Consider the following 22576-nt stretch of genomic DNA (forward strand, 5'->3'; position numbering starts at 1 on the left):
TTATCAAAAAAACTATCCTTTCACTAGCGATCGCAAATCTCTTTTTATCAAAATAACATGAATCTAAAACCCCGCCTTGACTGGCGCAATATTTTTGGAGAGTTGCTCAAAATTCCCGTTACAAAAATAACTTCTGAGTTCTGAGTTCTGACTTCTGACTTCGTTAACCCTACTCTCTAATCATTTATTTAGGGTTTGCTGATTAAATCTTAAATAATTACCAGATAAAGGTTTTAGCCTTTTTAGGTATTGAAAAAGTACATGGTTTTCAGCTCTTCATGCTCATGCATGGAGCGCATTTTAGCGCATAGTTGGGCAAAAAATTCTCCCCTACTCCCCTACTCCCCTACTCCCCTACTCCCCGCTCCCCTACTCCTTAAAAAAGACTTTTTCAGCAGACCCTAAGTAGGGCTTCCTGATTAAATCTAAAAGTATTTACAGATAAAGGTTTTATACTTTTTGGGGTGGAAAAAAGTGCCTGGTTTTCAGCTCTTCACGCTCAAAAAGTTAGTATTTTAGGCGCATCGTTGAACAGAAAAATCAAGAGAGAATTCTTACTCCTACCTTCTCGCTCATTCCCTTTTCTCCTGTCTCCAGTATAGCTGTCTCCTGTCTCCTACCCTCACCTATAAGACTTTTTCAGCAAACCCTAGTTATTCAACCGGACATGATATAAGGTTCAGTTTTCTGCTCCGTTTCCAATGAATTTTTCCTACAATACATCAAAGCTTATATTCAATATCTAAATCTAAATTTTTATTGATTTCATAGCAAATTAGCATTAGTTAAACCAGAATAAAAAGCTATTAACTTACCATCTTAAGTCAGTATAGCCTCTTTCATTTTGTCTCGCTCATTTTGTATTAAATTAAGTATAAGTAGCGGTCTTTGTAGATTAATTCTTAATAACTAAGGATATATGCTAACTAATATCACTACTTTGACAAGACTAACTATAATCTACCTCTAGAAATAAAATAAATTTAGCTAAAAAAAAATATCAATGTTAATTTTCAAAACTAACTCAAAGAAAGTAAGTATATTTTAGTTAACCAATATCTTATGTTTTTCTTTCAGAGAGAATTTATTACCGAATAATTAAGATTTAAAGCCTCTCGTTTAAAGGAGAAAAAAGAAAAATTTTCCCTACCGCTTCAATCCTCTACTTGAAAAGAAGAGGTAATTATTAGTTGTTAAACTTAGTTCCACTATCAAACTAATATCAAATAAATCAATTTTTTGACTTATAGTCTTCAATTTGTTGTGCATTAATCTCAACAGCAGATACATCAATAGTACCAGGAGGAGTCAACCTACTAAAACTACCCCCTTCAACCTTAAGTGGTTCCCCACAACTAGGACATTGAAATTGAGTCTGATTTAAAGCAGTAAATTCATAACTACAAACAGGACATTTATCTATAATTAAATTACGATTTAACCACCAACGTAACCCAATAAATGCAATTATAGGTGCAATCAATATAAAACCAATTAATATCAGAACAGAATTAACTAACCATCCTAAACCTATAGACCCTAAAAGCCAAACAACAGCTAAAATAATTATCCAATTACCAATATTGGCCAGTATTAATTGAAATACTTTTGAATTGCCTTGATTCACTTCATTATCTCCTTAAATATCCATCCTTACTTATATCGTGACATACTCCCACACTCAGCTGGCGCTATAGTGTCGGCTTCTCGTTTCCCTGCCCTGCCATTGCATCGGGCTCCACGAGCTTTAAGAACGGAATGCCCTACCGCCCTATTTTTGATATTTATCGCTGCATTCCAGTCGCGGTCTATGACAATACCGCAATGCGGACAACAATGAGTTCGTATGTTTAATTCTTTGGGGACTTTTTCCCCACAATTTGAGCAATCTTGGCTAGTATTTTTGGGGTTCACTCCTATAGTTTTCTGTCCAGCATTTCCGGCTTTGACAGTTAAAATAGACAGGAATTGACCCCATCCTGCATCGTTAATTGATTTACTCAAATGAGTCTTTGCTAGCCCTTTAATGTTTAAGTTTTCGTGGGCGATAATTTCAGCTTTTAATAACAATTCATTGGCTGTTTTAAAATGAAAATCTTTACGTTTATCGGCAATCTTTTTATGTTGTTTGGCTACAGCTAAAAGAGCTTTTAACCATCTTTTACTACCTTTCTTTTTACGGGATAAGCGTTTTTGTAGAATCTTTAATCGCTGCTGAAATTTTCGATAGTATTGAGGGATGGGGACAGATTCTCCTTCACTTGTTACTAAAAATTCCTTTAGCCCCATATCGATTCCCAGAGTGTTTTTTAATGTAGGTTCAACTTCAGTTGTTAAAGCTGGAACTGATTTGTCTTCTAGGGATAAAGTTACATAATAACCATCTGCTTTACGACTAATTGTCACTGTTTTAATTTGAAAAGCATTAGGTAACGGTCGATGTTGAATCAACTTTATATTGCCTATTTTTGGCAAGTTTATCTTGTTTTCTTCTATGCAGTCTTGCTTGATTTGAGGATAAGTAAAACTGCGATAACGTCCTTTTCCCTTAAACCTTGGCTTTCCTAATTTATGTCCATTTTTATCTACTTTCAACCATCTGTCAAAGGCAAGTTTTACTCGTTTTATGCAATCTTGCAGGACCTGAGAATGAATTAGCTTGTACTCAGGAAATTTGTCTTTGGTATTGACCAAATCTTTTTTTTGAGAGTAATAATCTGGATTATCTCTTAGTTGAGGAATTGGCATCACCAAGGGGCAGGCGTTAACTGGACAACGGTTTTCTTGCCACCATGAGAACCTTTCACCCAAGCGATAGTTGTACTGCCGACGCAACAATTCCAACCACATTTCTATTGTGGCTAACTGTTCTTTGTTTGGCCTTAATTTATATTGGTAGGCAGTCCGCATGGTGGAAAATTTCCGGGGTGATAGCTAGATAATAATACAAATTTTTCAACCAGGGCGAAAGCTTCTGCTGGGATATTTAAAAATTGAATGGGCATCGAACCTATTCAACTTGCCACCTATTCATCTCACACCAAATCTGCATATTATGGTATGAGGCTTCTCGGCGATTCAGCTAAAAGTTGTTTTACCCTTTCAGTAAAGGCAACCCTACCAAACACTTTTATGCTTTCTTCTCGCAACCAATTACCATCACACCTCCGGTCCTCTCCCTTCAACATCTCAATACAAGCATTAGCAACTGCTTCTGGGTCTCTATAGGGTACGCGCCATCCTAATTTTCCATCCTGTAAAGGGTCTGCCGATCCATCCGCATCACCTGATAAAACTGGTATTCCACAGGCCATTGCCTCTAAATACACAATACCAAACCCTTCCTGAGAAGGCATCACATAAGCATCAGCTACTTGATAATGTTTGACCAAATCTTCTGTAGGCACAAACCCAGCAAATATAACTTGTTTCTCCACCCCTAAATCTTGAGCTAACTTGGCTAACCGGGGTTGGTCGTCTCCTCTTCCAATGACTAAATACTTTACTTCTGGGAATATTTGTAGTATCATGGGTATGGCGCGAATTGTAACATCAACACCTTTATAGGGGTCTCCTGACCAAAGTCTAGCTACAGTCATTAATACTTTTGCTCCGTCCAGGTTGTAACGCTCAATCAAATCTTGAGGTTTAGGCTGAGGAATAAAAATATTCTCATCTACCATACAAGGTAACAACTCAAACTTTTCTTGGTCTATATGATTATTTTCACAACAGCGATCGCGACTATAACGACTAATAGTTAAAATATTAGCTGCTTGTTTTAATGCCTGTTGATATTTATTTGGTAGTGGTTCCCACACTTCTTTACCATAAGTGAAAACTGTGTAGGGAATGCCGAGAGGTACACACAAAATTTGAACTAATGGAGCTAAATTAATATGACCACAAAAAACTTGTTTAGGTCGTTTTTTTAGTAAACACCATAATAATGTTGTTGCTAACCTTAATCTCCCTAACCAAACAGACTGACTTTTCAAATAATAGAAATTTAGATTCTTCGACTGATAGGGATTTTCACAATCTTTACCATCTCTTAGTAACAAGATATCTGATTCTAGAAAAAGTCATCAGATTTTTCAGAATTTGTTAAGTCTTGGTAAGCCTGAAAAATATCTCTAACATAAGATTGAATGCCGCCTTCACGAGATAAAATTTCCAGAAAAACGAATATATTTCCTTTTTTTATCAATTTTTTTATCCAATTTTATCTCCAATTGTTTAGATTCTTAAGAAAATTCACAAAGAGTTTGATACTCTCCATCCACTCATTCCTTAGTTATATCTTAAACTATTTATTCGTCAACTTCATTACCAAAAAAAAATGTCTAAAGCCTCCCCTTTTAAGGGGATAAAATCAAGAGAATATCCTTATCCTTATGTCAAGCCTCTGGGTTTCCTAGGTCATGCTGCGCAAACAGCCAGAGGTACTGATAACTGATAACTGATAACTGATAACTGATAACTGAAATTACCTAGTTTTACCTGCATTAAAGTCAGTAAAAACATACGCATTTAACCATAACTCATCAATTCTATCTTTACAAAAAAGTAAAGTATACTTTCTATTCCTTGAAATTCTGGTTGATAGTGAAATAGTTGAACTGAATTTTTTCAAATTTATTAATTAACTCTCTACGAGTAAGAGCTTCTTTACCAGAAAAAGGTTTTTCGGGAATAAAAATAATAATCAAATTACTTGGTTCTGGTTGAGCAGAATAAAAACATTTAAAGGGTCTATAACTCATACATAAATTATCAGGGAATGATTTTTCGGCTTTCATAAGTAAAAATCTATCTCTAAAGTGTTTATGATTTTCGATTAAAATAGGAAAGTTTTTATAATTTAGAAAAGCAGAAAATTCCATCATCGTATACTCTAAATTTTCAGGAAAAATAACTCCACATTATTAAATTTATTGTTACTAACATACCCTTCTAGAAAATGGGTTGTTTGTACTCTTGAATCTATCATTTTTTTTCGAGCTAAAATGGAATACGAAGAATAGTGTATATTGTTTATAAATATAATAATAACCAAGACTACAATGCCTAATACCTTATATCTATGCCTATTAATAAAAACTTTTGAAGAGATATTTGCTAAATATAAAGTGGCAATAAAATCTACTGGAGCGGTATAATAATTCTTGAAAATATTAAGTTTAATATAGGCTAAAAAATATAATAAATTACCAATTGCCAAAGTATCCCATATCAAGTTGAGACGATATTTTCCTAAAATTAACCCACGGATACGACCAATGAATACCAAAAGAAAGATTAATAAGATTGGATTCGCTTTTAGATAATTAACAAAAGTAGATAATCTACTATCTCTTGCGTGTGCGCTAGCATAAGAAGTTCCAACTTGACCATAAGTATTTGAGATGTATAAATACATAAATACTAAGGAGAGAATAATTAAACCTAAATCGAGCCAATTATTTTTGACAAATCCAAATATTCTTTCCTGTAACTTATGCCAAAGTTTATCATTAAATGCTGTTATTATTAATCTGCTACCAGCAAAGCCTAGTATTAACAGAAAAATAGGTTCTTTATAATAAAGTAAAAATTGAGTAGCAATAAAAATCCCAAAAATATAAAATAATGATTTGTGTTTCTCCAGTTTCTCCAAACAAAAAATGAAAATTGCCAACCAGAAAATTATGTTTCTTTCAGGAAAAATGAGACCAAAAAAGAAGTAACAAAGCTAGGTATTATTAATATCAGAGTAGCCAAAATAATTTTATGGCTCAATTTAATTTGCGGTAAGATTGACAAACAAAGAAGAATTGTAACCAGTAATTGAAATATTGAAAAAGAATGATATGCTAGAGGAGTTTTGTTGAAAAGACTAATGATATTATATTCCTGAAGTCCTAAAGGCCAATATCTACCCTCTCTCGGCCAAATTGGCATTTTATAAAACCTACCTAGTAACGAAAAAAATGTAAATTGAGAATTATCATGGTAGGCAAATTCAGCTTTATTAAATATCAGATAAATATATATACCTACAAATATTAAGAAACAGATGCTTCCTAGATACAGAAAGTAATTTTTACTGAAGTTTTGAGAAATATTATTTCTCTGATTAAAAATAGGATTAACTTGTTTTAATGAAGTCGAATTATTAGAGTGAAAAATAACAGCAAAAACAATCACGATAGTCAGATAAATTATCCAAACACTTAGAAACTCTCTATGACTATTACGTTGTAAATAACTTACAATTTCCGAAAAGTTAGTCTCATTCATATTAATAACTACAAATAACTTTCAACTTGGAAATTATTCAAACAGTAGAAAACTATGATTAGACAATATCAAACAAAGAAAGGTTCGTGGCTATAATACTTCTACTGCTTGCTTAACCCAACGCCATGATAGTCATTATTGATTTGAGTTACTATAGCTATAGCTCTGAATCCCATACCATTTAAATACATTTTGAGACGTAGTGGTTTAACTTCAGGGTGATATACTTTGGGGGTAGGAAATTCAACAAATTTATGCCCACAATCGTGATAACTATAAGATTGTTTTTGCCGTGATGTTAACCATTTTTCTTATGACGAGAAGATTGGCATTTAGCTAAATCGTCGAGAAGCCTAGCGCCATAATCTCTGATTTGGCGCGAGATGAATAGGCGGTAAATTAATGGGCTTCAATGCCCCATTAATCTACAAATATTGCTTTTTGCTCAAGACTCAAAAGTTTATGTTATCATAACGCTGAAGTTATCGCCCATGTAGACGCGGAGCGACGTGCCGGAGGCAAACTTAAATATTAAAGGGCTAGCAAAGACCGGTTTGAGTAAATCAATTAATGATGCGATTTGAGGGTCAATTCCTGTCTATTCTTGCTGTCAAAGCCGTTAGCGCAGCTCCTCCGGAGAAGGCAAATGCTGGAGGTGAAAACTATAGCTGTAAATCCTCAAAATACCAGCCAAGATTGCTCGAATTGCGGTGAAAAAGTCCCGAAAGAATTATCTTAAAGAACTCATTCTTGCGCACACTGCGGTATCGTCATAGACCGCGACTTGTTTGCGTAGCATTCCGTAGGAAATGTGGCAATAAATATAAAAAATAGGGCGGCGGGGCATCCCGTTCTTAAAGCTCGTGGAGTCCGATGCAGTGGCAGGACTGCGAAACGAGAAGCCCACACTATAGCGTCAGCTTAGTGTGGGAGTATGTCACATATCCAAGTCTTACAACTTAGATATCTGAAGTCTTAGAATAGACCAAAAGTCAAAGATTTTTCAATTGGTAAAGTAGCACCAATACCCAACCACAGAGTTACTGCTGTACCAAACAAGAAAACAGCAGTAGCTACTGGACGACGGAAAGGGTTTTGGAACTTATTGACACTTTCAATGAAAGGAACCAACATTAATCCCAGAGGAATAGAAGCCATTGCTACAATACCCAACAACTTATTAGGTACAGTACGCAAAATTTGAAACACTGGCCAGAAATACCATTCAGGCAGAATTTCTAGAGGTGTAGCAAATGGGTCTGCTGGTTCGCCAACCATAGCAGGGTCTAGTACCGCTAGACCTACACACAAAGCAAATGTACCAACAATTACTACTGGAAAGATATAGAGTAAGTCATTAGGCCAAGCAGGTTCACCATAATAATTGTGACCCATACCTTTAGCCAACTTAGCTCTTAATTGAGGATCGCTCAGATCCGGCTTTTTTAAAGTAGACATAATCTTTTTTTTTCTCCGTAATCACCGAGAGCTAGTATTTGATTATTTTTGACACTCTCACCTGAAAATCAAGGTCAGTATCTGTTTTGATTTTGGTCGCGATTCATATCCCGGTAAATCGGAGATTATACCGGGAGTCCTCTCTAGCCATTTTTAGATAGCTTAACTTACAAAGGTCCAGAGATGCCTTGCTTACGAATCATCAAGAAATGCAGTAGCATAAAGACTGCAATTAACCAAGGTAGTACAAAAGTATGAAGACTGTAGAAGCGAGTTAAAGTTGCTTGACCAACACTTGTACTACCACGCATTAGTTCTACAATGAATGGACCAACAAATGGAATTGCATCAGGTACGCCAGACACAATTTTTACAGCCCAATAACCAATTTGGTCCCAAGGTAGAGAATAACCTGTAACACCAAAACTAACAGTAATTACAGCCATCACTACACCTGTTACCCAAGTAAGTTCGCGAGGCTTCTTGAAACCGCCTGTGAGATAAACTCGGAAAACATGAAGAATCATCATCAGCACCATCATACTGGCAGACCAACGATGGATAGAACGAATTAGCCAACCGAAGTTAACCTCAGTCATAATATATTGAACTGATGCCAGTGCTTCTGTTACTGTTGGCTTGTAGTAGAAAGTCATAGCAAACCCAGTAGCAAACTGGATGAGGAAGCAAACCAAAGTAATACCACCCAAGCAGTAAAAAATATTTACATGGGGTGGAACATATTTGCTAGAAATATCGTCAGATATCGCTTGAATTTCTAAGCGCTCATCGAACCACTTATAAGTTGCTGAATCAGTTACCTGTTTTGTGAACATGAAGCCAAAAATCCTAGATGAATATTGCTGTTTTTTAATTTATGTTTTGGGGTAGTTAGGAAGATATACTTACCTCAAACTTTTGACCAGCAATATAAGTATGATACCAACTGGCAAAGGAATTCAGAGACAAGTCTACTATAACTTAGGAAATATATATTCATTACTTGCCTACCCTCCAGTTATAAAATTTAACATAACTTGTGGATAATTTTCATCTAGGTGTCAGCTTTCTATAAAGTTTGGAATATTAAGTATTTTTCACATATACTATAAATTTTACCCAATAATGCTATATGGCAATAAGTGTTATATATATGAAAAAAGATTTATCCAAATTGTATTTCTCTTAATATTACCAGTGATTCTGAGTTGTGGACTTTGGACATCATCTGCATCAGCATTAACAGAGGAACAGAGTTTATTAGGCGAAGCTTGGCGGATAGTTAACTTGGCTTATGTTGATGATTCTTTCAATCATCAGAATTGGTGGTTTGTACGTCAAAAATTGATTAAGAAACCCCTAAAGAACAGAGACGATACTTATAGTGCCATTCAGGAAATGTTGGCCAGTCTGGAAGACCCCTTCACCAGACTTCTCAAACCAGAACAATACAATAATTTGCAGGTTAATACTTCTGGAGAATTAACAGGAGTAGGTCTACAAATCGCTTTGGAACCTCAAACAGGAGAACTAATAGTCATCTCTCCCTTGGAGGGTTCTCCTGCTGAAGCTGCTGGTATTCAACCTCGCGATCGCGTCCTCAAAATTGATGGCCAAGCAACTTCAGGATTTACTCTGGATGAAGCTGCAAATAGAATGCGAGGTCCAGTTGGCTCTTCAGTAGTATTGACAATTTTGACAGAAAGCAACAACCAACCTGAAGACATCACCCTAATTAGGGATACTATTGAAATTAACCCAGTCTATGCTGAATTAAAGTCTAGCCCGGAAACAGGAAAAATTGGTTATATTCGTCTGAGTCAATTTAATGCAAATGCGGCGACAGAAGTCAGCCAGGCAGTAGAAAGTTTTGAGCAGCAGGGGGTTATTGGTTATGTGCTTGATTTACGCAATAATCCAGGTGGACTATTACAAGCTGGCATAGAAATTGCTCGTCTATGGTTGGATGATGGTACTATTGTTTACACGGTCAACAGACAAAGATTTCTTGATAGTTTTTATGCTGAGGGACTAGCCATAACTGATTCTCCGTTAGTTGTATTAACTAATCAGGGAACTGCTAGTGCTAGTGAAATTCTTGCAGGTGCTCTTCAGGATAATGGTCGTGCTTTGTTAGTAGGAGAAAGAACTTTTGGCAAAGGGTTAATTCAGTCTTTGTTTGATTTGTCTGATGGTTCGGGATTGGCTGTGACGGTGGCCAAGTATGAAACACCAAACCATACAGATATCAATAAACAGGGAATTATGCCTGATATTGTGGTGGAACAAGACCCGATTTTGCCTTACCAAGTTACCACAGAAGATGACAAACAATATCAAGCTGCAGTGGAACTTCTCACATCTCAAATTGCATTAACGAATGCAGTTTAATTAGACTTTTTATCCATATCTAATTAAGGTTTGTGTTTCTAGATAGTATTCAATAAATATAACCTACATTCGGAACTGCAAAATGTAGGAAAAAATAGTTTAACGGGGCGATCGCTATTACAGCGGTTTTCATTTAAGTAGACTACAAAATTCTTTTTGCTTAGGGAGTAGGCAGTAGAGAGTAGAAAAATGCTTTGGCCACTGTACTCTATCTATTTGAAAACCGCTATAATTTAGGTATGAATACAATTTAGGACAGATTTTAGACTAATGTGGTACAACTGACGGGTCAATATTTTGTGCTTGTTCATATCCTACTCTCTGCTCTGTACGGACGTTATTGCAGCTTGTTTTGAGAGGCGATCGCCCTTAGTTTACTTTTAGATGAATGACTAATGTTTCTCTCTTCATTTTTCAACTGGTTGATAGATTTGCCGTTTTATGATAGCGGAGTTTTTATCTCAACGTTGGTTGAAGACCCGCGCTCTCCCGAAGGGGAGCGTCGGGATGTTTGCGCAGCATTCCGCAGGAAAAACCAATCAATTTTGCGGCGCATGTCAATAGTGTGTTAAACTTAAAATATGGCTGCTGGGCTAGCAGTGTCAGTCTGTGGAGCGACTGTAAGACCGAAAAGAGGCTCGACCTTGGAGGCTAGTGCATTGTTAGCGCAGCTCCTCTGTCAAGAGGCAGCAGAAAGGCCTAAGAGCGCGATGGTTAGGAATCCCGCGCTGTCTCGTAGAGCAGCGTCGGGAGGATGTCAAAGTAAGATACCAATACTTAAATTTGAGCAATACTATTGTGAAACGCTGTCCACCTAATTTGTTGAATAAAAAATCATGCAAGGATACGAAAAACAGAAACATTTTAAAGTGTATCGCGATTTTTTGGGGAGTGCAAGGGCAAAAATCTTGGCGACGCGGTTTTTTTTTAGAGCTTCACAGAATGAATTTTTCCTCTCTTTTAACCTCAGCGTACACTGAATCTTAATATAGAAGAAGAGGACAATTATGCTGTTTGCGCAGCATGAACTAGGAAAGGAAAAATTCTGCTTTGTCTAGGTTTTAAGCTTTTTGATAAACTGTAGCTGTTTTGCATTTAAACCATATATCCAATTTTTGTCAAAGGGAATATAGAATCTAAATGATTCAAAGAACAAAAGGAAAATAGCAGACCGGAAAAATACTAGAATGACAAGCAAACCACCCGGAAACCCACATTGTTAATGCAGATGTTTGTATTATCCCAGTCACGATCAGCGCTCCGACACCACCAGGGATAGTCATTCCAACTGCCACCACAGAGCACTCGTAACTCATTATTTTCGCTACTTTCCCAAGTACTGTCATCAGTGGACACACCTTCATAGCTATTATGCCAAATATCCTGACACCACTCGTCTACATTCCCATGCATATCATATAAACCAAAAGCATTGGGAGGAAAACTTCCCACATCAGTAGTATGTTCTCGATATAGACCTTTAGGCGCATTGCTATAAGTATACTTGCCATTGTAGTTAACTAAATCAGTCGTAATAGTAGGGCCAAAATAAAAAGGAGTAGTCGTACCAGCGCGACAAGCATATTCCCACTGATTCTCACTAGGTAGTCTATAGGTTTTCCTAGTCTTCTCAGATAGCCTTTGACAAAATTCTGTAGCGTTATGCCATGTTACTCTTTCTACTGGGCGATTTCCTCCTTTAAAGTGAGAAGGATTTTCCCCCATAATGACTAAATATTGGTCTTGAGTAATGGGGTATTTACTCATACAAAAAGGTTGAAGAGTTACTTGACGCTGGGGACTTTCTTTATCAGTTCTTCCAGCTTCGTTTTTCGGTGAACCTATGAGAAAACCACCACCAGGAATATAAACCATTTCTAATTTAATACCATTACCTAAATCTTCTATTTTTTGCCTAGCATTTCTCTGGGTGCGCTTGATGATTTTGCCAGAGTTGTTGACCGTCACAACCTCAAAAGTAAACGTTTCTCCTTTTGCTGCTTCTTTTGTAAATATTGGAAATATTTTTGGTTTATAAATAGAGTTGATTTTTTTTTGAGATTTAGGGTTAACAACCGATAATATCTCTCCTACATTTTGAAACCTTTTCTTAGTCGCTCCCATAATCATTCGATCTAACAGTTTAGCAACTTCATCACTTACGGTAAACTTTAAATATTCTCGCCACACCCATTCACCTTCACTCACATCAAATAAATCAAAAGGTTCTACCTGAGTTAATAAATGAATACAAGTTACACCCAAACTATAAATATCACTAGCAAAAGTTGCTTTTCCTAATGCTTGCTCTGGGGCAGCATATCCTGCCGAACCAATTACAGTTCCTGTCACAGCTAAAGCAGTCTTTGTTGCATATTTAGCTGCCCCAAAATCTACTAATAATAATTGGTTATCTTTCCTTCTCCTAATTATATTCTCTGGTTTAATATCTCGATGAATTACCTGTCGAGAATGAATAAATTCCAATACGGGCAATAAACTTTTTAATAACTCCCAAATTTGCCTTTCATCAAAAGTTCCTGACAACTCTAACTCCTGTTTTAAATTTTGCCCGTCGATAAATTCTTGCACTAAATACTGTCGGTTATCCTGAGTAAAATATGCCAAAAGTTCGGGTATTTGTGGATGTCTACCTAAACTATCTAAACGTTCAGCTTCTTGGGCAAATAATAAGGCGGCTTTTTCTAGGTTTTTGGTTCCTTGAGCTTGAGGAAAAAATTGTTTAATTACACAAAAAGGTTTTGATGGTCTGTACTCATCTACAGCTTGAAAAGTTCTGCCAAAACCACCTTGCCCAATAATTTTTAGAGCGCGATAACGTTCGACTAAAATTAATTTTTCACCGCAGCTTTGACAAAATTTTGTTTCTGGTGGGTTGGTTTTTAAACAATCTGGGTTTAGGCATTGGGTCATGGTTGCTCTCCTGATTTTATCTAAGTGTTGCGAGAAGACCCGCGCTCTGCGGTTACGGGAGCGTCGTATGGGAATCGCAATCAATGCTGATATTTCAAAGACTTTGTGTTAAACTGTGGAAAGTTAATTAGCTAGTAGTAAATGGTCGAGAAAGCATACAAATTTAGAGTCTACCCAACACCAGAACAAGAAAACTTGTTGCGGAGGACTTTAGGCTGTGTACGCCTCATCTACAACAAAGCTTTAGCTGCGAGGACTCAAGCTTGGCATGAGAACAAAGAACGGGTAGGATATACTCAAACCTCAGCCATGCTTACGAATTGGAAGAAACAGGAAGATTTAGATTTTCTGAGTGAAGTTAGTAGTGTCCCATTGCAACAAGGCTTGAGGCATTTACAAACTGCATTCACTAACTTTTTTAGTGGGCGTGCTAAATACCCTAATTTTAAGAAAAAGCGGAATGGTGGTAGTGCAGAGTTCACAAAATCCGCATTTAAGTGGAAAGATGGTCAAGTCTACCTAGCTAAATGTGCTGAACCATTACCGATCAGATGGAGTAGGCAACTTCCACAAAACTGTGTACCAACGACAATTACCGTAAAACTTGACCCAAGTGGTAGATGGTCAGTGTCTTTGAGAGTCAATGACCCTAGAGATTTAAAACTGAACCCAGTAACCAAGCAAGTTGGTATTGATTTAGGAATTACCAGTTTAGTTACTACCAGTGATGGAGAAAAAATTGCTAACCCAAAAAAACTCAACAAGTTACACAAAAAATTAAGGTTAGCTCAGAAGTCTCTAAAGAGAAAAACCAAGGGGTCTAATAACTATCAAAAGGCCAGGCTGAAAGTAGCGAGAATACATGCAAAAATCAAAGATTCAAGACTTGACTTTACTCACAAGCTGACTACTCAACTGATTCGTGAAAATCAAACGATAGTAGTTGAAGATTTAGCTGTAAAAAACATGGTTAAGAATCACAAGTTAGCCAGAGCTATCAGTGATGCTAACTGGGGAGAGCTGGTAGGACAATTAGAGTACAAGGCTGAGTGGTACGGAAGACAATTGATAAAAATCGACCGATATTTTCCTAGTTCTAAGCGTTGCTCTAATTGTGGTCATACAGTAGAAAAGTTACCTCTAAATATTAGAGAGTGGGATTGTCCAGAGTGTGGTAATCACCATGACCGCGATATCAACGCTTCGATAAACATTTTGGCTGCGGGACTCGCAGTGTCAGTCTGTGGAGCGACCGTAAGACCTGAAGGGAGTAAGTCTCGGAAGGCAGGTGCTAAGAAACAGAAAGCCCCTAACAGCAATGCTAGGGAATCCCACGCTGTCTCGTAGAGCAGCGTCGGGAGGATGCCAACTTCTTAGTTTCTACTTCTTTCTACTTCAATAGAATTCCCGATAGGTAGTAAGGATAATAAAAAGTATGGAGATATCTGTTTTATTTGTAGGTAGGGTAAAGATTTTCTCACCCTAACATTAAAAATCATCTTGGTTTTGTAATTTGGAGTAAAAATGTGAATCAAGGAGATAGCTTCCTCAAAAAAAATCGCCACTTGCTGAGGCGAGAATGAAAGAGGGAAAAACAGGAAACTAAAAACCAGGTAAACAAACAATACGAAAACCAGCCCGGGAATTACGTTCATAGGTATAGAAGCTATGGCGACAGGCACTCCGACAACTCCTAGTAAGGTTGCACCAACAACCACCACGAATCACTCTTTTATTACTATTCCCTGGACTTTCCCAAGTACTTCCGTCAGTAGGAGAACTATCATAGTTATCGTGCCAAATATCTAGACACCACTCCCAGACATTTCCATGCATATCATATAAACCAAAAGCATTGGCAGGAAAAATTCCTACTTCGGTTGTTTTTTGTCGATACTCACTTTGAGGAGCTTTGCCATAAGTATAGTTGCCATTGTAGTTGGCTAACTCAGACGTTATAGTTTCTCCAAAATAGAAAGGAGTAGTTGTCCCGGCGCGACAAGCATATTCCCACTGACTCTCACTGGGCAGTCTATAAATTTTTCCAGTTTTTTCAGATAGCTTTTGACAGAACTCTTTGGCGTTATGCCATGTTACTCTTTCTACTGGGCGGTTTTCTCCTTTAAAGTCAGAAGGATTTTTTCCCATAATGGCTAAATATTGGTTTTGAGTAATGGGGTATTTACTCATATAAAAAGGTTTTAGGATTACTTGATGCTGAGGGCTTTCTGCATCATATCTGTGTAGTTCATTTTTCGGGGAACCCATGAGAAAACTTCCGCTAGGAATATAAACCATTTCTAATTTAATACCATTACCTAAATCTTCTATTTTTTGTCTGGCATTACCAGGAGTACGGTTGATTATTTTGCCAATATTATTTACAGTTACTACTTCAAAAGTAAATATTTCTCCTATTTCTGTTTCTGGTATTGATTCTGGAAATGTTTGTGGTGGAGGGGTCTGGTTAATAACGGGTGGTACTGTTAAATTTTGAGATTTTTGTGGTGGAGGGGTCAACTTTTTTTCCGTTGGATAAGTCTGATTAATAAGGGAGGATATTTCCCCAGGATTTTGAAATCTTTTGTTAGTTGTACCCACCTCCTAATAATATTTTCTGGTTTAATATCTCGATGAATTACCTGTTGAGAATGAATAAATTCCAATACGGGCAATAAACTTTTTAACAACTCCAAAATTTGTCTTTCATCAAAAGCTCCTGACTCTTTTAATTCCTGTTGTAAATTTTGCCCGTCGATAAATTCTTGTACTAAATATTGTCGATTATCTTGAGTGAAATATGCCAAAAGTTCGGGAATTTGTGGATGTCTACCTAAAGTATCTAAACGTTCAGCTTCTTGAGCAAATAATAGAGCAGCTTTTGATAAATTTTTCGGTTCTTGTAATTGGGGTAAAAATTGTTTAATTACACAAAAAGGTTTTGAGGGTTTAAATTCATCCACAGCTTGAAAAGTTCGACCAAAACCACCCCTTCCAATAATTTTTAGGGCCCGATAACGTTCGACTAAAACTAATTTTTCATGGCAACTCTGACAGAATTTGGTTTCTGGTGGGTTTAATTTTAAACAATCAGGATTTAGGCATTGAGTCATTTCAGTTAGCCTCCTCCGGAGGAACTTCGTTAACAGTTATCAGTTAGCCTCCTATGGTCGGAACTGCGTTATCAGTTATCAGTAGTTCGTGCAATAGGGAGGCTTGAAATACTGAAGTTTATTATTTTCATCCCTTTAAAAGGGGAAGTCTGAGACCTTATTTTTGGGTCATAGTTTATAATCTGATTTTATCTTCTTAGTTTTTCGCGATTGTAAATATTTAGCTTCTGCCATAGCTCTAAGTATTTCTTTTCCAAAATAATACTTTCAGATAGATAAATTTGAGCTATAAAAGTTGCTGGTCTATTTCAAGCAAATTTTTCTATTGTTTCTAGGGTTTTGATAATTTTTTCACTGAATTAATGACAGAAAAAATTGGTAGAATGTCAAAAAATCTGACATTTGCTCTAGTAGCTACTAATTTTTATCTAGTTCAATCTTCGGTATTTTCATGCTTTAGTTCAGCCAGCTATATAGCTAATGTGTGGTAGAAAATTTTCATCTTAAATTTCAAATATTGCTTCAACATAAGTCAAAGCTTTTAGAACTTGATTTTTTCCCAAATATCGGTCAATCAAGAAAATAATTTATGATTTTTTTAGCTTGGTTCGATAATATTTTGTTTTTTAAATAAGAGAATTTTCACAAAAGTTTTTATAAGTTTCACTGTAAATTTCAAATATTACTTTAACATAAATCAAAGCTTTTAGAACTTGACTTTTTCCCAAATATCGGTCAATCAAGAAAACAATTTATGATTTTTTTAGCTTGGTTAGACAATGTTTTGTTTTTCAGAGAAGAGAATTTTTACAAACGTTTTTTAGAGCTTTCACTCCGGCAAATATAATCTAATTCCTTCGGGTTAAATAGTTAAATATTAGCCAAATTATAGCTCTATTTCAAGATTAGCTTTCCTCTACTGAAATGACCGATAATTATATTGATATTCTCTATATTATTCTGGCAAAAAAATCAACATAACCTTTTGATTTTCAGTTTGCATTTGCACCAATAACTATCACCAATTTTCACTTAATTTTTTCTAAAACATCAGTGAATAAAGAAAACGATTTATATTTCTTGAGCTTGGTTCAATAATGTTTCGTTTCTCAGGGAAGAGAATTTTTACAAAAGTTTTTTATAGCCTTCACTCTGACGAATATCATCTAATGGTGATTCAGGTTCAATAGTTAAATCTGGGGAAAATTCTAGTTCTATTTTAATTTCTGATTTTGGTTGGTTATCTTTGCTTGCTGGTTGCCAAGAATTATAATTGAATCCTCTATTGTCTCCCGGTAAAAAATTAACATAAGTTTTGACTCTAAGTCTACCTTTTTGCCAACCACTATCACCAGGTTTTAAGAGTTGACATTCTATTTCTTCACTCACTGATTCCCATTTGCTACTATTTAATCCTATATGTACTTTCTTATCCACAATAAACCCTCCATTTAATCTGGCAAAAATTACCAAAAATCGATTATTGCCATTCTGCTGCGGTGAATAAATTGTGGCTTTTATTGGCTCTAAACACAATTCTTTAAATCTGCAAACTGTAAATGTATCTTTGCCAAATAATAAAACATCATCGTCATTTTTAAGTAATTGAAAATTATCACTCATATTAACTAACTCATCTAAACTAGCAATCGTTACTATATCAACTTAACTACTTACACTTATTTTTAGTGATACTTTTATACTTTATTTAAAATTTAACTTTCTCTTCTTGATAACTAATACCAAATCTGGTTATTATAGACTGATTATAAGGTAAGGCATAACATAGATATCTATCACCAACTTTTCTAAATCCGATTTAGTATAAAGTATTCTCTCTTAGATAACTAAAACCTTCTTCCTTCTTACTTTTTCCTTCTTACTTTTTCCTTCTTACTTCTTACTTCTTCCTTCTTCCTTCCTTATGAAAATATTAATAGTAGGTAACGGCGGTAGAGAACACGCGATCGCCTGGAAATTATCCCACTCTCCCCAAGTTCAACAAATATTTTGTACCCCAGGTAACGGCGGTACTGCCACTCTGCAAAAATGCCAAAATATACCCATCCCTGTTGAAGACTTCCCAGCCCTCAAACAACTTATTGCTGACCAAAATATTTCCCTAGTAGTTGTCGGCCCAGAAGTACCCTTAGCCCTGGGCATTACTGACTATCTACAACAACCAAACCTCAAAATATTTGGCCCCACCAAAGCAGGCGCAGTCCTCGAAGCTAGTAAATCATGGGCTAAAGATTTTATGGCCGAAGCAAATATTCCCACGGCCAAATCAGCCACCTTTACCAACGCCGAAACGGCCAAAGCTTACATCAAAGAAGTTCCCATAGTGGTCAAAGCAGATGGTCTAGCTGCTGGAAAAGGAGTTACCGTTGCCACTACAATTGAAATGGCTCATCATGCCATAGATGCCATCTTTCCAGGAGAATTCGAGAAAGATACCCATTCTGTGGTAGTCGAAGAATTTCTCACAGGTCAAGAAGTATCGGTTTTAGCCCTCACTGATGGATTAAGTATTCGTCCCCTATTACCAGCTCAAGACCATAAACAAGTAGGTGAAGGAGATACTGGACTCAATACTGGAGGTATGGGCGCTTATGCTCCCACTCCTATCATTATGCCGGAACTAATGACTAGAATTCAACAAGAAGTTCTAGAACCAACTTTGACTAATTTGCAAAAACGTGGTATTGACTACCGAGGCATTGTTTATGCTGGATTAATGATTAGTCCTCAAGGAGAGCCAAAAGTATTAGAATTTAACTGTCGGTTCGGCGACCCAGAAACTCAACCTATTCTCTCTCTGCTAGAAACTCCATTGGAAGAGTTATTGTTGGCCTGTTGTGAACAGCGTTTAGCTGAGTTGCCCCCGATAAATTGGAAACCAGGAGTAGCAGTGTGCGTAGTTTTAGCCTCCGGGGGTTATCCAGAAGCTTATGAAAAAGGTAAAGTAATTTCTGGAATAGAAAAAGCTGAAGCTACTGGAGTAACTGTATTTCATGCAGGAACTAAATTACAGGAACAACAGTTAGTGACCGATGGTGGCCGTGTATTGGGAGTAACAGCAATAGGGTCTGATTTTTCTGAAGCTAGGGCAAAAGTTTACAATGCTGTAGATTCTATAGAGTTTGACCGAATGTATTATCGGCGGGATATTGGTAGTCGAGTTTTTGGGTTTGTTCATTAATGGATAATTGATAATTACCTCGGGTTTTAACCGTTACGGAATTGAAGATCAGGAAATATTATTTCTTCTCTTGGTCCATTGGATATGGCGAGGGGACCCGAAGAGTGACAGAGCCGCTTTCCTAGCGGAATGAAGGGCGCAAACGTGGTCCGCCATCCCTCGACGGCTTTTTTCCCCTTAAAAGGGGAAGCTTTAAACCATAATTATTTAATTATTAATTATTCGGTAAATCGGGTGCATCTCCATTTTGAATAAAGCCAAAAATTTATCGCTTTTAGGCAACAGGCAACAGGGAATATATAGGGTCTGCTGAAAAAATTGGTTGGTGGGGGTAGGACACGGGGACACGGAGACACGGAGACGCGGAGACGGGTTGATTTGGGCGGGAACAGGCAACGGTTTCGGCCATCTTATGTGAAGAAATTTTCTTGAATTTCAGTATTTTGAGGTAAATAAGAACCATAAACGTAGGAGATAAACTTAATATAAAAAGTTCAATTAGCTCTATTACCGCAAGCTATTGTGACTTTTAGCTTTATGAGCGCTAGTCCGATATAGGAAAAAAGTATTTTTGCAAATATTGAGATGCACCCGGCAAATCAAAATATAAATAAAATAAATCTAAGCTTTCAAGAATTCTTAGTTATCCTAATTAATAATATAGTCAAAAATGCCTACTAAATTTTGACTTTTAAATTTAAACTTTTGACTTTTGACTTTTAAATTTAAACTTTTGACTTTTGACTTTTAAATTTAAACTTTTGACTTTTGACTTTTGACTTAAAAATGCTTGCCCTCCTAAAAAAATCGGAGAAATTATCGCTAACTGGTGGTCTGAGTTTACCCTCCAGACCAAACTCATGGCAGTTGTCACCCTCATGGTGTCTTTGCTAATGAGTAGTTTTTCTTTCTGGGCGGTAAATACTATTCAACAGGATGCTCGTCTCAATGATACTCGCTATGGTCGAGACCTGGGACTATTATTGGCTGCAAATGTCGCTCCTCTAGTGGCAGAAGGCGATCGCAACGAAGTAGCGCGTTTTTCTCGACTTTTCTACAGCAGCACCTCTAGTGTACGTTATATGCTCTACGCCGATGAGGAAGGAAAAATTTTCCTTGGTCTGCCTTTCTCAGAATCAGAGGTAAAAACGTCCCTGACTTTACGCCGTCGCATTCAACTACCAGAAGATTTTATGGCCAATGTAGAGGCAGGAAATTTGTCTGTCCTACCAATGGTGCGACAACATTTAACTCCGAATGGAGAATTAACGGATGTTTTTGTACCTTTAATTCAAGAAGGTAAATATTTAGGAGTTTTGGCAATAGGAATTAATCCTAATCCTACTGCTGTTATTTCTTCAAATCTTACGAGAGATGTTACTTTGGCAGTGTTTGTTTCGATTTGGGCAATGGTAATTTTAGGGGCAGTATTTAATGCTTTGATTATTACTAAACCGATTAAGGAATTATCAGAAGGTGTGAGAAATATTGCTCAGGGAAATTTTAAGCAAAGGATTGATTTACCATTTGGAGGAGAATTGGGGGAATTGATTTTTAGCTTTAATGAAATGGCAGAGCAGTTAGAAAGTTATAAGAAGCAAAATATTGAAGAATTAACAGCAGAAAAAGCTAAGTTAGAGACTTTGGTTTCGACTATTGCTGATGGTGCTTTATTGTTGGATGCTAATCTACAACTTATGTTAGTTAATTCTACTGCTAGGCGAATTTTTAGTTGGGAAGGAAAGGATGTTGTGGGTGCAAATGTTATTGATTATTTGCCTGTAGCTGTACAAATGGAAATTAGTAGACCGCTTTATCAAATAGCTGGAGGAGAAATAGAAGGTGGTGAATATTGCTGCACTTTGGATGAGCCAAATAAACGTACAATTAGAGTGTTATTAACAACGGTTTTATTACATAGAGCACCAGGTAAAGAGTCTCTTTGTCAAAGTTGTATTTATGATGCAGATGATACTTGTAATTCTACTGAACGCCCTGAAGTTATTGAATGTACTCTTTATGAGCATCAATTAGAAAAAGGTTTAAATTCTCAGTACCGAGATAGTCTGAAAGGAATTGCGATGACTGTGCAGGATATTACTCGTGAAGTAGAGTTAAATGAGGCAAAAAGTCAGTTTATTAGTAATGTATCTCATGAGTTAAGAACTCCTCTATTTAATATTAAATCTTTCATCGAAACTTTGCATGAATATGGGGAAGATTTAAGTGAAGTAGAAAGAAGGGAATTTCTGGAAACTGCTAATCATGAAACAGACCGTTTGACTCGTTTGGTTAATGATGTTTTAGACCTGAGTCGTCTAGAATCTTGTCATATTTATCATCTAGATGCTGTTGATATTGCTCTACCTATAGAACAAACTTTGAGAACTTATCAACTCAATGCTAAAGATAAGGAAATAGAGTTAAATTATGAGATAGAATCTAACTTGCCTTCTGTAGTGGGTCATTACGATTTATTGTTACAAGTATTTGCTAATTTAGTGGGCAATGCTATGAAGTTTACTGAAGCAGGGGGAAGAATTATGATTCGAGCATATACATTAGAATCTGACTCAGAAGTTTGCAATATTGAAGCTCAACAAATTGAAGAGGGGGGATGGATAGTTTCTCCTCCTCCTCCTCGACCAATAGATTTACATTTACCCTCAGAACCAAGTTGTCAAAAGTTTGTCAGAATTGAAGTTTCAGATACAGGAAGTGGCATTGAACCTGAAGACCAAGAGGCTATTTTTGAGAGGTTTTTCCGAGTAGAAAATCGAGTTCATACTTTGGAAGGAACTGGTTTGGGTTTGTCTATTGTGAGGAATATTATGGATAAGCATCATAGTAAGGTTCAGTTAGTTAGTGAATTAGGTGTGGGTACAACTTTCTGGTTTGATTTACCTGTATTTGAGCAAAATATAGTATCACAAGAAAGTCAATTAGTAGATGTAACTCAACTTTAGAAGAAGGAAGAAGGAAGAAGGAAGAAGGAAGAAGTAAGAGGGAAGAAGTAAGAGGGAAGAAGTAAGAGGGAAGAAGTAAGAGGGAAGAAGTAAGAGGGAAGAAGTAAGAGGGAAGAAGTAAGAGGGAAGAAGTAAGAGGGAAGAAGTAAGAGGGAAGAAGTAAGAGGGAAGAAGTAAGAGGGAAGAAGTAAGAGGGAAGAAGTAAGAGGGAAGAAGTAAGAGGGAATAGG

Annotated in this window: 17 protein-coding genes; 5 read left to right on the top strand and 12 right to left on the bottom strand. The window is 36.6% G+C overall.

Features of this window, described 5'->3' with window-relative positions:
* Nucleotides 1–1231 precede the first annotated feature (1231 nt).
* The 6 genes from SAGCYANO_RS27625 to SAGCYANO_RS27650 form a co-directional block, all read right to left on the bottom strand.
* Entirely contained in the window at nt 1232–1627 is a 396-nt protein-coding gene (locus tag SAGCYANO_RS27625) for a hypothetical protein (protein WP_202223001.1), read from the bottom strand.
* A 26-nt stretch (nt 1628–1653) separates the two neighbouring features.
* Entirely contained in the window at nt 1654–2910 is a 1257-nt protein-coding gene (locus tag SAGCYANO_RS27630) for a transposase (RefSeq protein WP_237396759.1), read from the bottom strand.
* A 143-nt stretch (nt 2911–3053) separates the two neighbouring features.
* Complete coding sequence (locus SAGCYANO_RS27635; RefSeq protein WP_375340004.1) at nt 3054–4064, bottom strand: glycosyltransferase family 4 protein; 1011 nt, start codon at nt 4062–4064, stop codon at nt 3054–3056.
* Nucleotides 4065–4583: 519 nt separating this feature from the next.
* Nucleotides 4584–4802, bottom strand: coding sequence for a hypothetical protein (locus SAGCYANO_RS27640; RefSeq protein WP_237396760.1), 219 nt, complete (start codon nt 4800–4802; stop codon nt 4584–4586).
* Between the two features lie 95 nt (nt 4803–4897).
* Nucleotides 4898–5680 (bottom strand): hypothetical protein, encoded by a 783-nt coding sequence (locus tag SAGCYANO_RS27645; protein WP_202223003.1) that lies wholly within the window; start codon nt 5678–5680, stop codon nt 4898–4900.
* Nucleotides 5681–5688: 8 nt separating this feature from the next.
* Nucleotides 5689–6282: a hypothetical protein gene (locus SAGCYANO_RS27650; RefSeq protein WP_202223004.1), complete on the bottom strand. Its 594-nt coding sequence runs from the start codon at nt 6280–6282 to the stop codon at nt 5689–5691.
* 646 nt (nt 6283–6928) lie between these two features.
* On the opposite strand from SAGCYANO_RS27650, the gene SAGCYANO_RS50705 reads away from it, so the two are divergent.
* Nucleotides 6929–7021, top strand: a complete 93-nt coding sequence (locus SAGCYANO_RS50705) for a zinc ribbon domain-containing protein (protein ID WP_375340005.1) — start codon at nt 6929–6931, stop codon at nt 7019–7021.
* 236 nt (nt 7022–7257) lie between these two features.
* Here SAGCYANO_RS50705 and petD read toward each other — a convergent pair whose 3' ends face one another.
* Nucleotides 7258–7740 carry a cytochrome b6-f complex subunit IV gene (gene petD, locus SAGCYANO_RS27660; RefSeq protein ID WP_124145046.1) on the bottom strand — a complete coding sequence of 161 codons (483 nt, stop codon included), beginning with the start codon at nt 7738–7740 and terminating at the stop codon, nt 7258–7260.
* A 167-nt stretch (nt 7741–7907) separates the two neighbouring features.
* A complete protein-coding gene (gene petB / locus SAGCYANO_RS27665; RefSeq protein WP_202223005.1) occupies nt 7908–8576 on the bottom strand; it encodes a cytochrome b6 in 669 nt (222 codons plus the stop codon).
* Nucleotides 8577–8865: 289 nt separating this feature from the next.
* Here petB and ctpA point away from each other — a divergent pair, with 289 nt between their 5' ends.
* Nucleotides 8866–10131 carry a carboxyl-terminal processing protease CtpA gene (ctpA, locus tag SAGCYANO_RS27670; protein WP_202223006.1) on the top strand — a complete coding sequence of 422 codons (1266 nt, stop codon included), beginning with the start codon at nt 8866–8868 and terminating at the stop codon, nt 10129–10131.
* Nucleotides 10132–11313: 1182 nt separating this feature from the next.
* Here ctpA and SAGCYANO_RS27675 read toward each other — a convergent pair.
* Complete coding sequence (locus tag SAGCYANO_RS27675) at nt 11314–13065, bottom strand: bifunctional serine/threonine-protein kinase/formylglycine-generating enzyme family protein (RefSeq protein ID WP_202223007.1); 1752 nt, start codon at nt 13063–13065, stop codon at nt 11314–11316.
* A 141-nt stretch (nt 13066–13206) separates the two neighbouring features.
* On the opposite strand from SAGCYANO_RS27675, the gene SAGCYANO_RS27680 reads away from it, so the two are divergent.
* Nucleotides 13207–14412, top strand: a complete 1206-nt coding sequence (locus tag SAGCYANO_RS27680) for an RNA-guided endonuclease TnpB family protein (protein ID WP_202223008.1) — start codon at nt 13207–13209, stop codon at nt 14410–14412.
* Nucleotides 14413–14667: 255 nt separating this feature from the next.
* Here the strand turns inward: SAGCYANO_RS27680 and SAGCYANO_RS50710 are convergent, their stop codons facing one another.
* From SAGCYANO_RS50710 to SAGCYANO_RS27695, 3 genes are all read right to left on the bottom strand, one after another.
* Nucleotides 14668–15585, bottom strand: coding sequence for a formylglycine-generating enzyme family protein (locus SAGCYANO_RS50710; protein ID WP_375340006.1), 918 nt, complete (start codon nt 15583–15585; stop codon nt 14668–14670).
* Complete coding sequence (locus SAGCYANO_RS50715; protein ID WP_202223009.1) at nt 15582–16178, bottom strand: protein kinase; 597 nt, start codon at nt 16176–16178, stop codon at nt 15582–15584. The genes SAGCYANO_RS50710 and SAGCYANO_RS50715 overlap by 4 nt, the downstream gene beginning before the upstream one ends.
* 1125 nt (nt 16179–17303) lie before the next feature.
* Nucleotides 17304–17801, bottom strand: coding sequence for a KGK domain-containing protein (locus SAGCYANO_RS27695; protein WP_202223010.1), 498 nt, complete (start codon nt 17799–17801; stop codon nt 17304–17306).
* A gap of 301 nt (nt 17802–18102) precedes the next feature.
* Between SAGCYANO_RS27695 and purD the strand changes: the two genes are divergently transcribed.
* Both purD and SAGCYANO_RS27705 read left to right on the top strand, forming a co-directional pair.
* Nucleotides 18103–19380, top strand: a complete 1278-nt coding sequence (purD, locus tag SAGCYANO_RS27700) for a phosphoribosylamine--glycine ligase (protein WP_202223011.1) — start codon at nt 18103–18105, stop codon at nt 19378–19380.
* A gap of 860 nt (nt 19381–20240) precedes the next feature.
* Entirely contained in the window at nt 20241–22346 is a 2106-nt protein-coding gene (locus SAGCYANO_RS27705; RefSeq protein ID WP_202223012.1) for an ATP-binding protein, read from the top strand.
* Nucleotides 22347–22576: the final 230 nt, after the last annotated feature.

The sequence above is a fragment of the Okeania sp. KiyG1 genome (genome assembly GCF_014132355.1).
Classification (GTDB): domain Bacteria; phylum Cyanobacteriota; class Cyanobacteriia; order Cyanobacteriales; family Microcoleaceae; genus Okeania.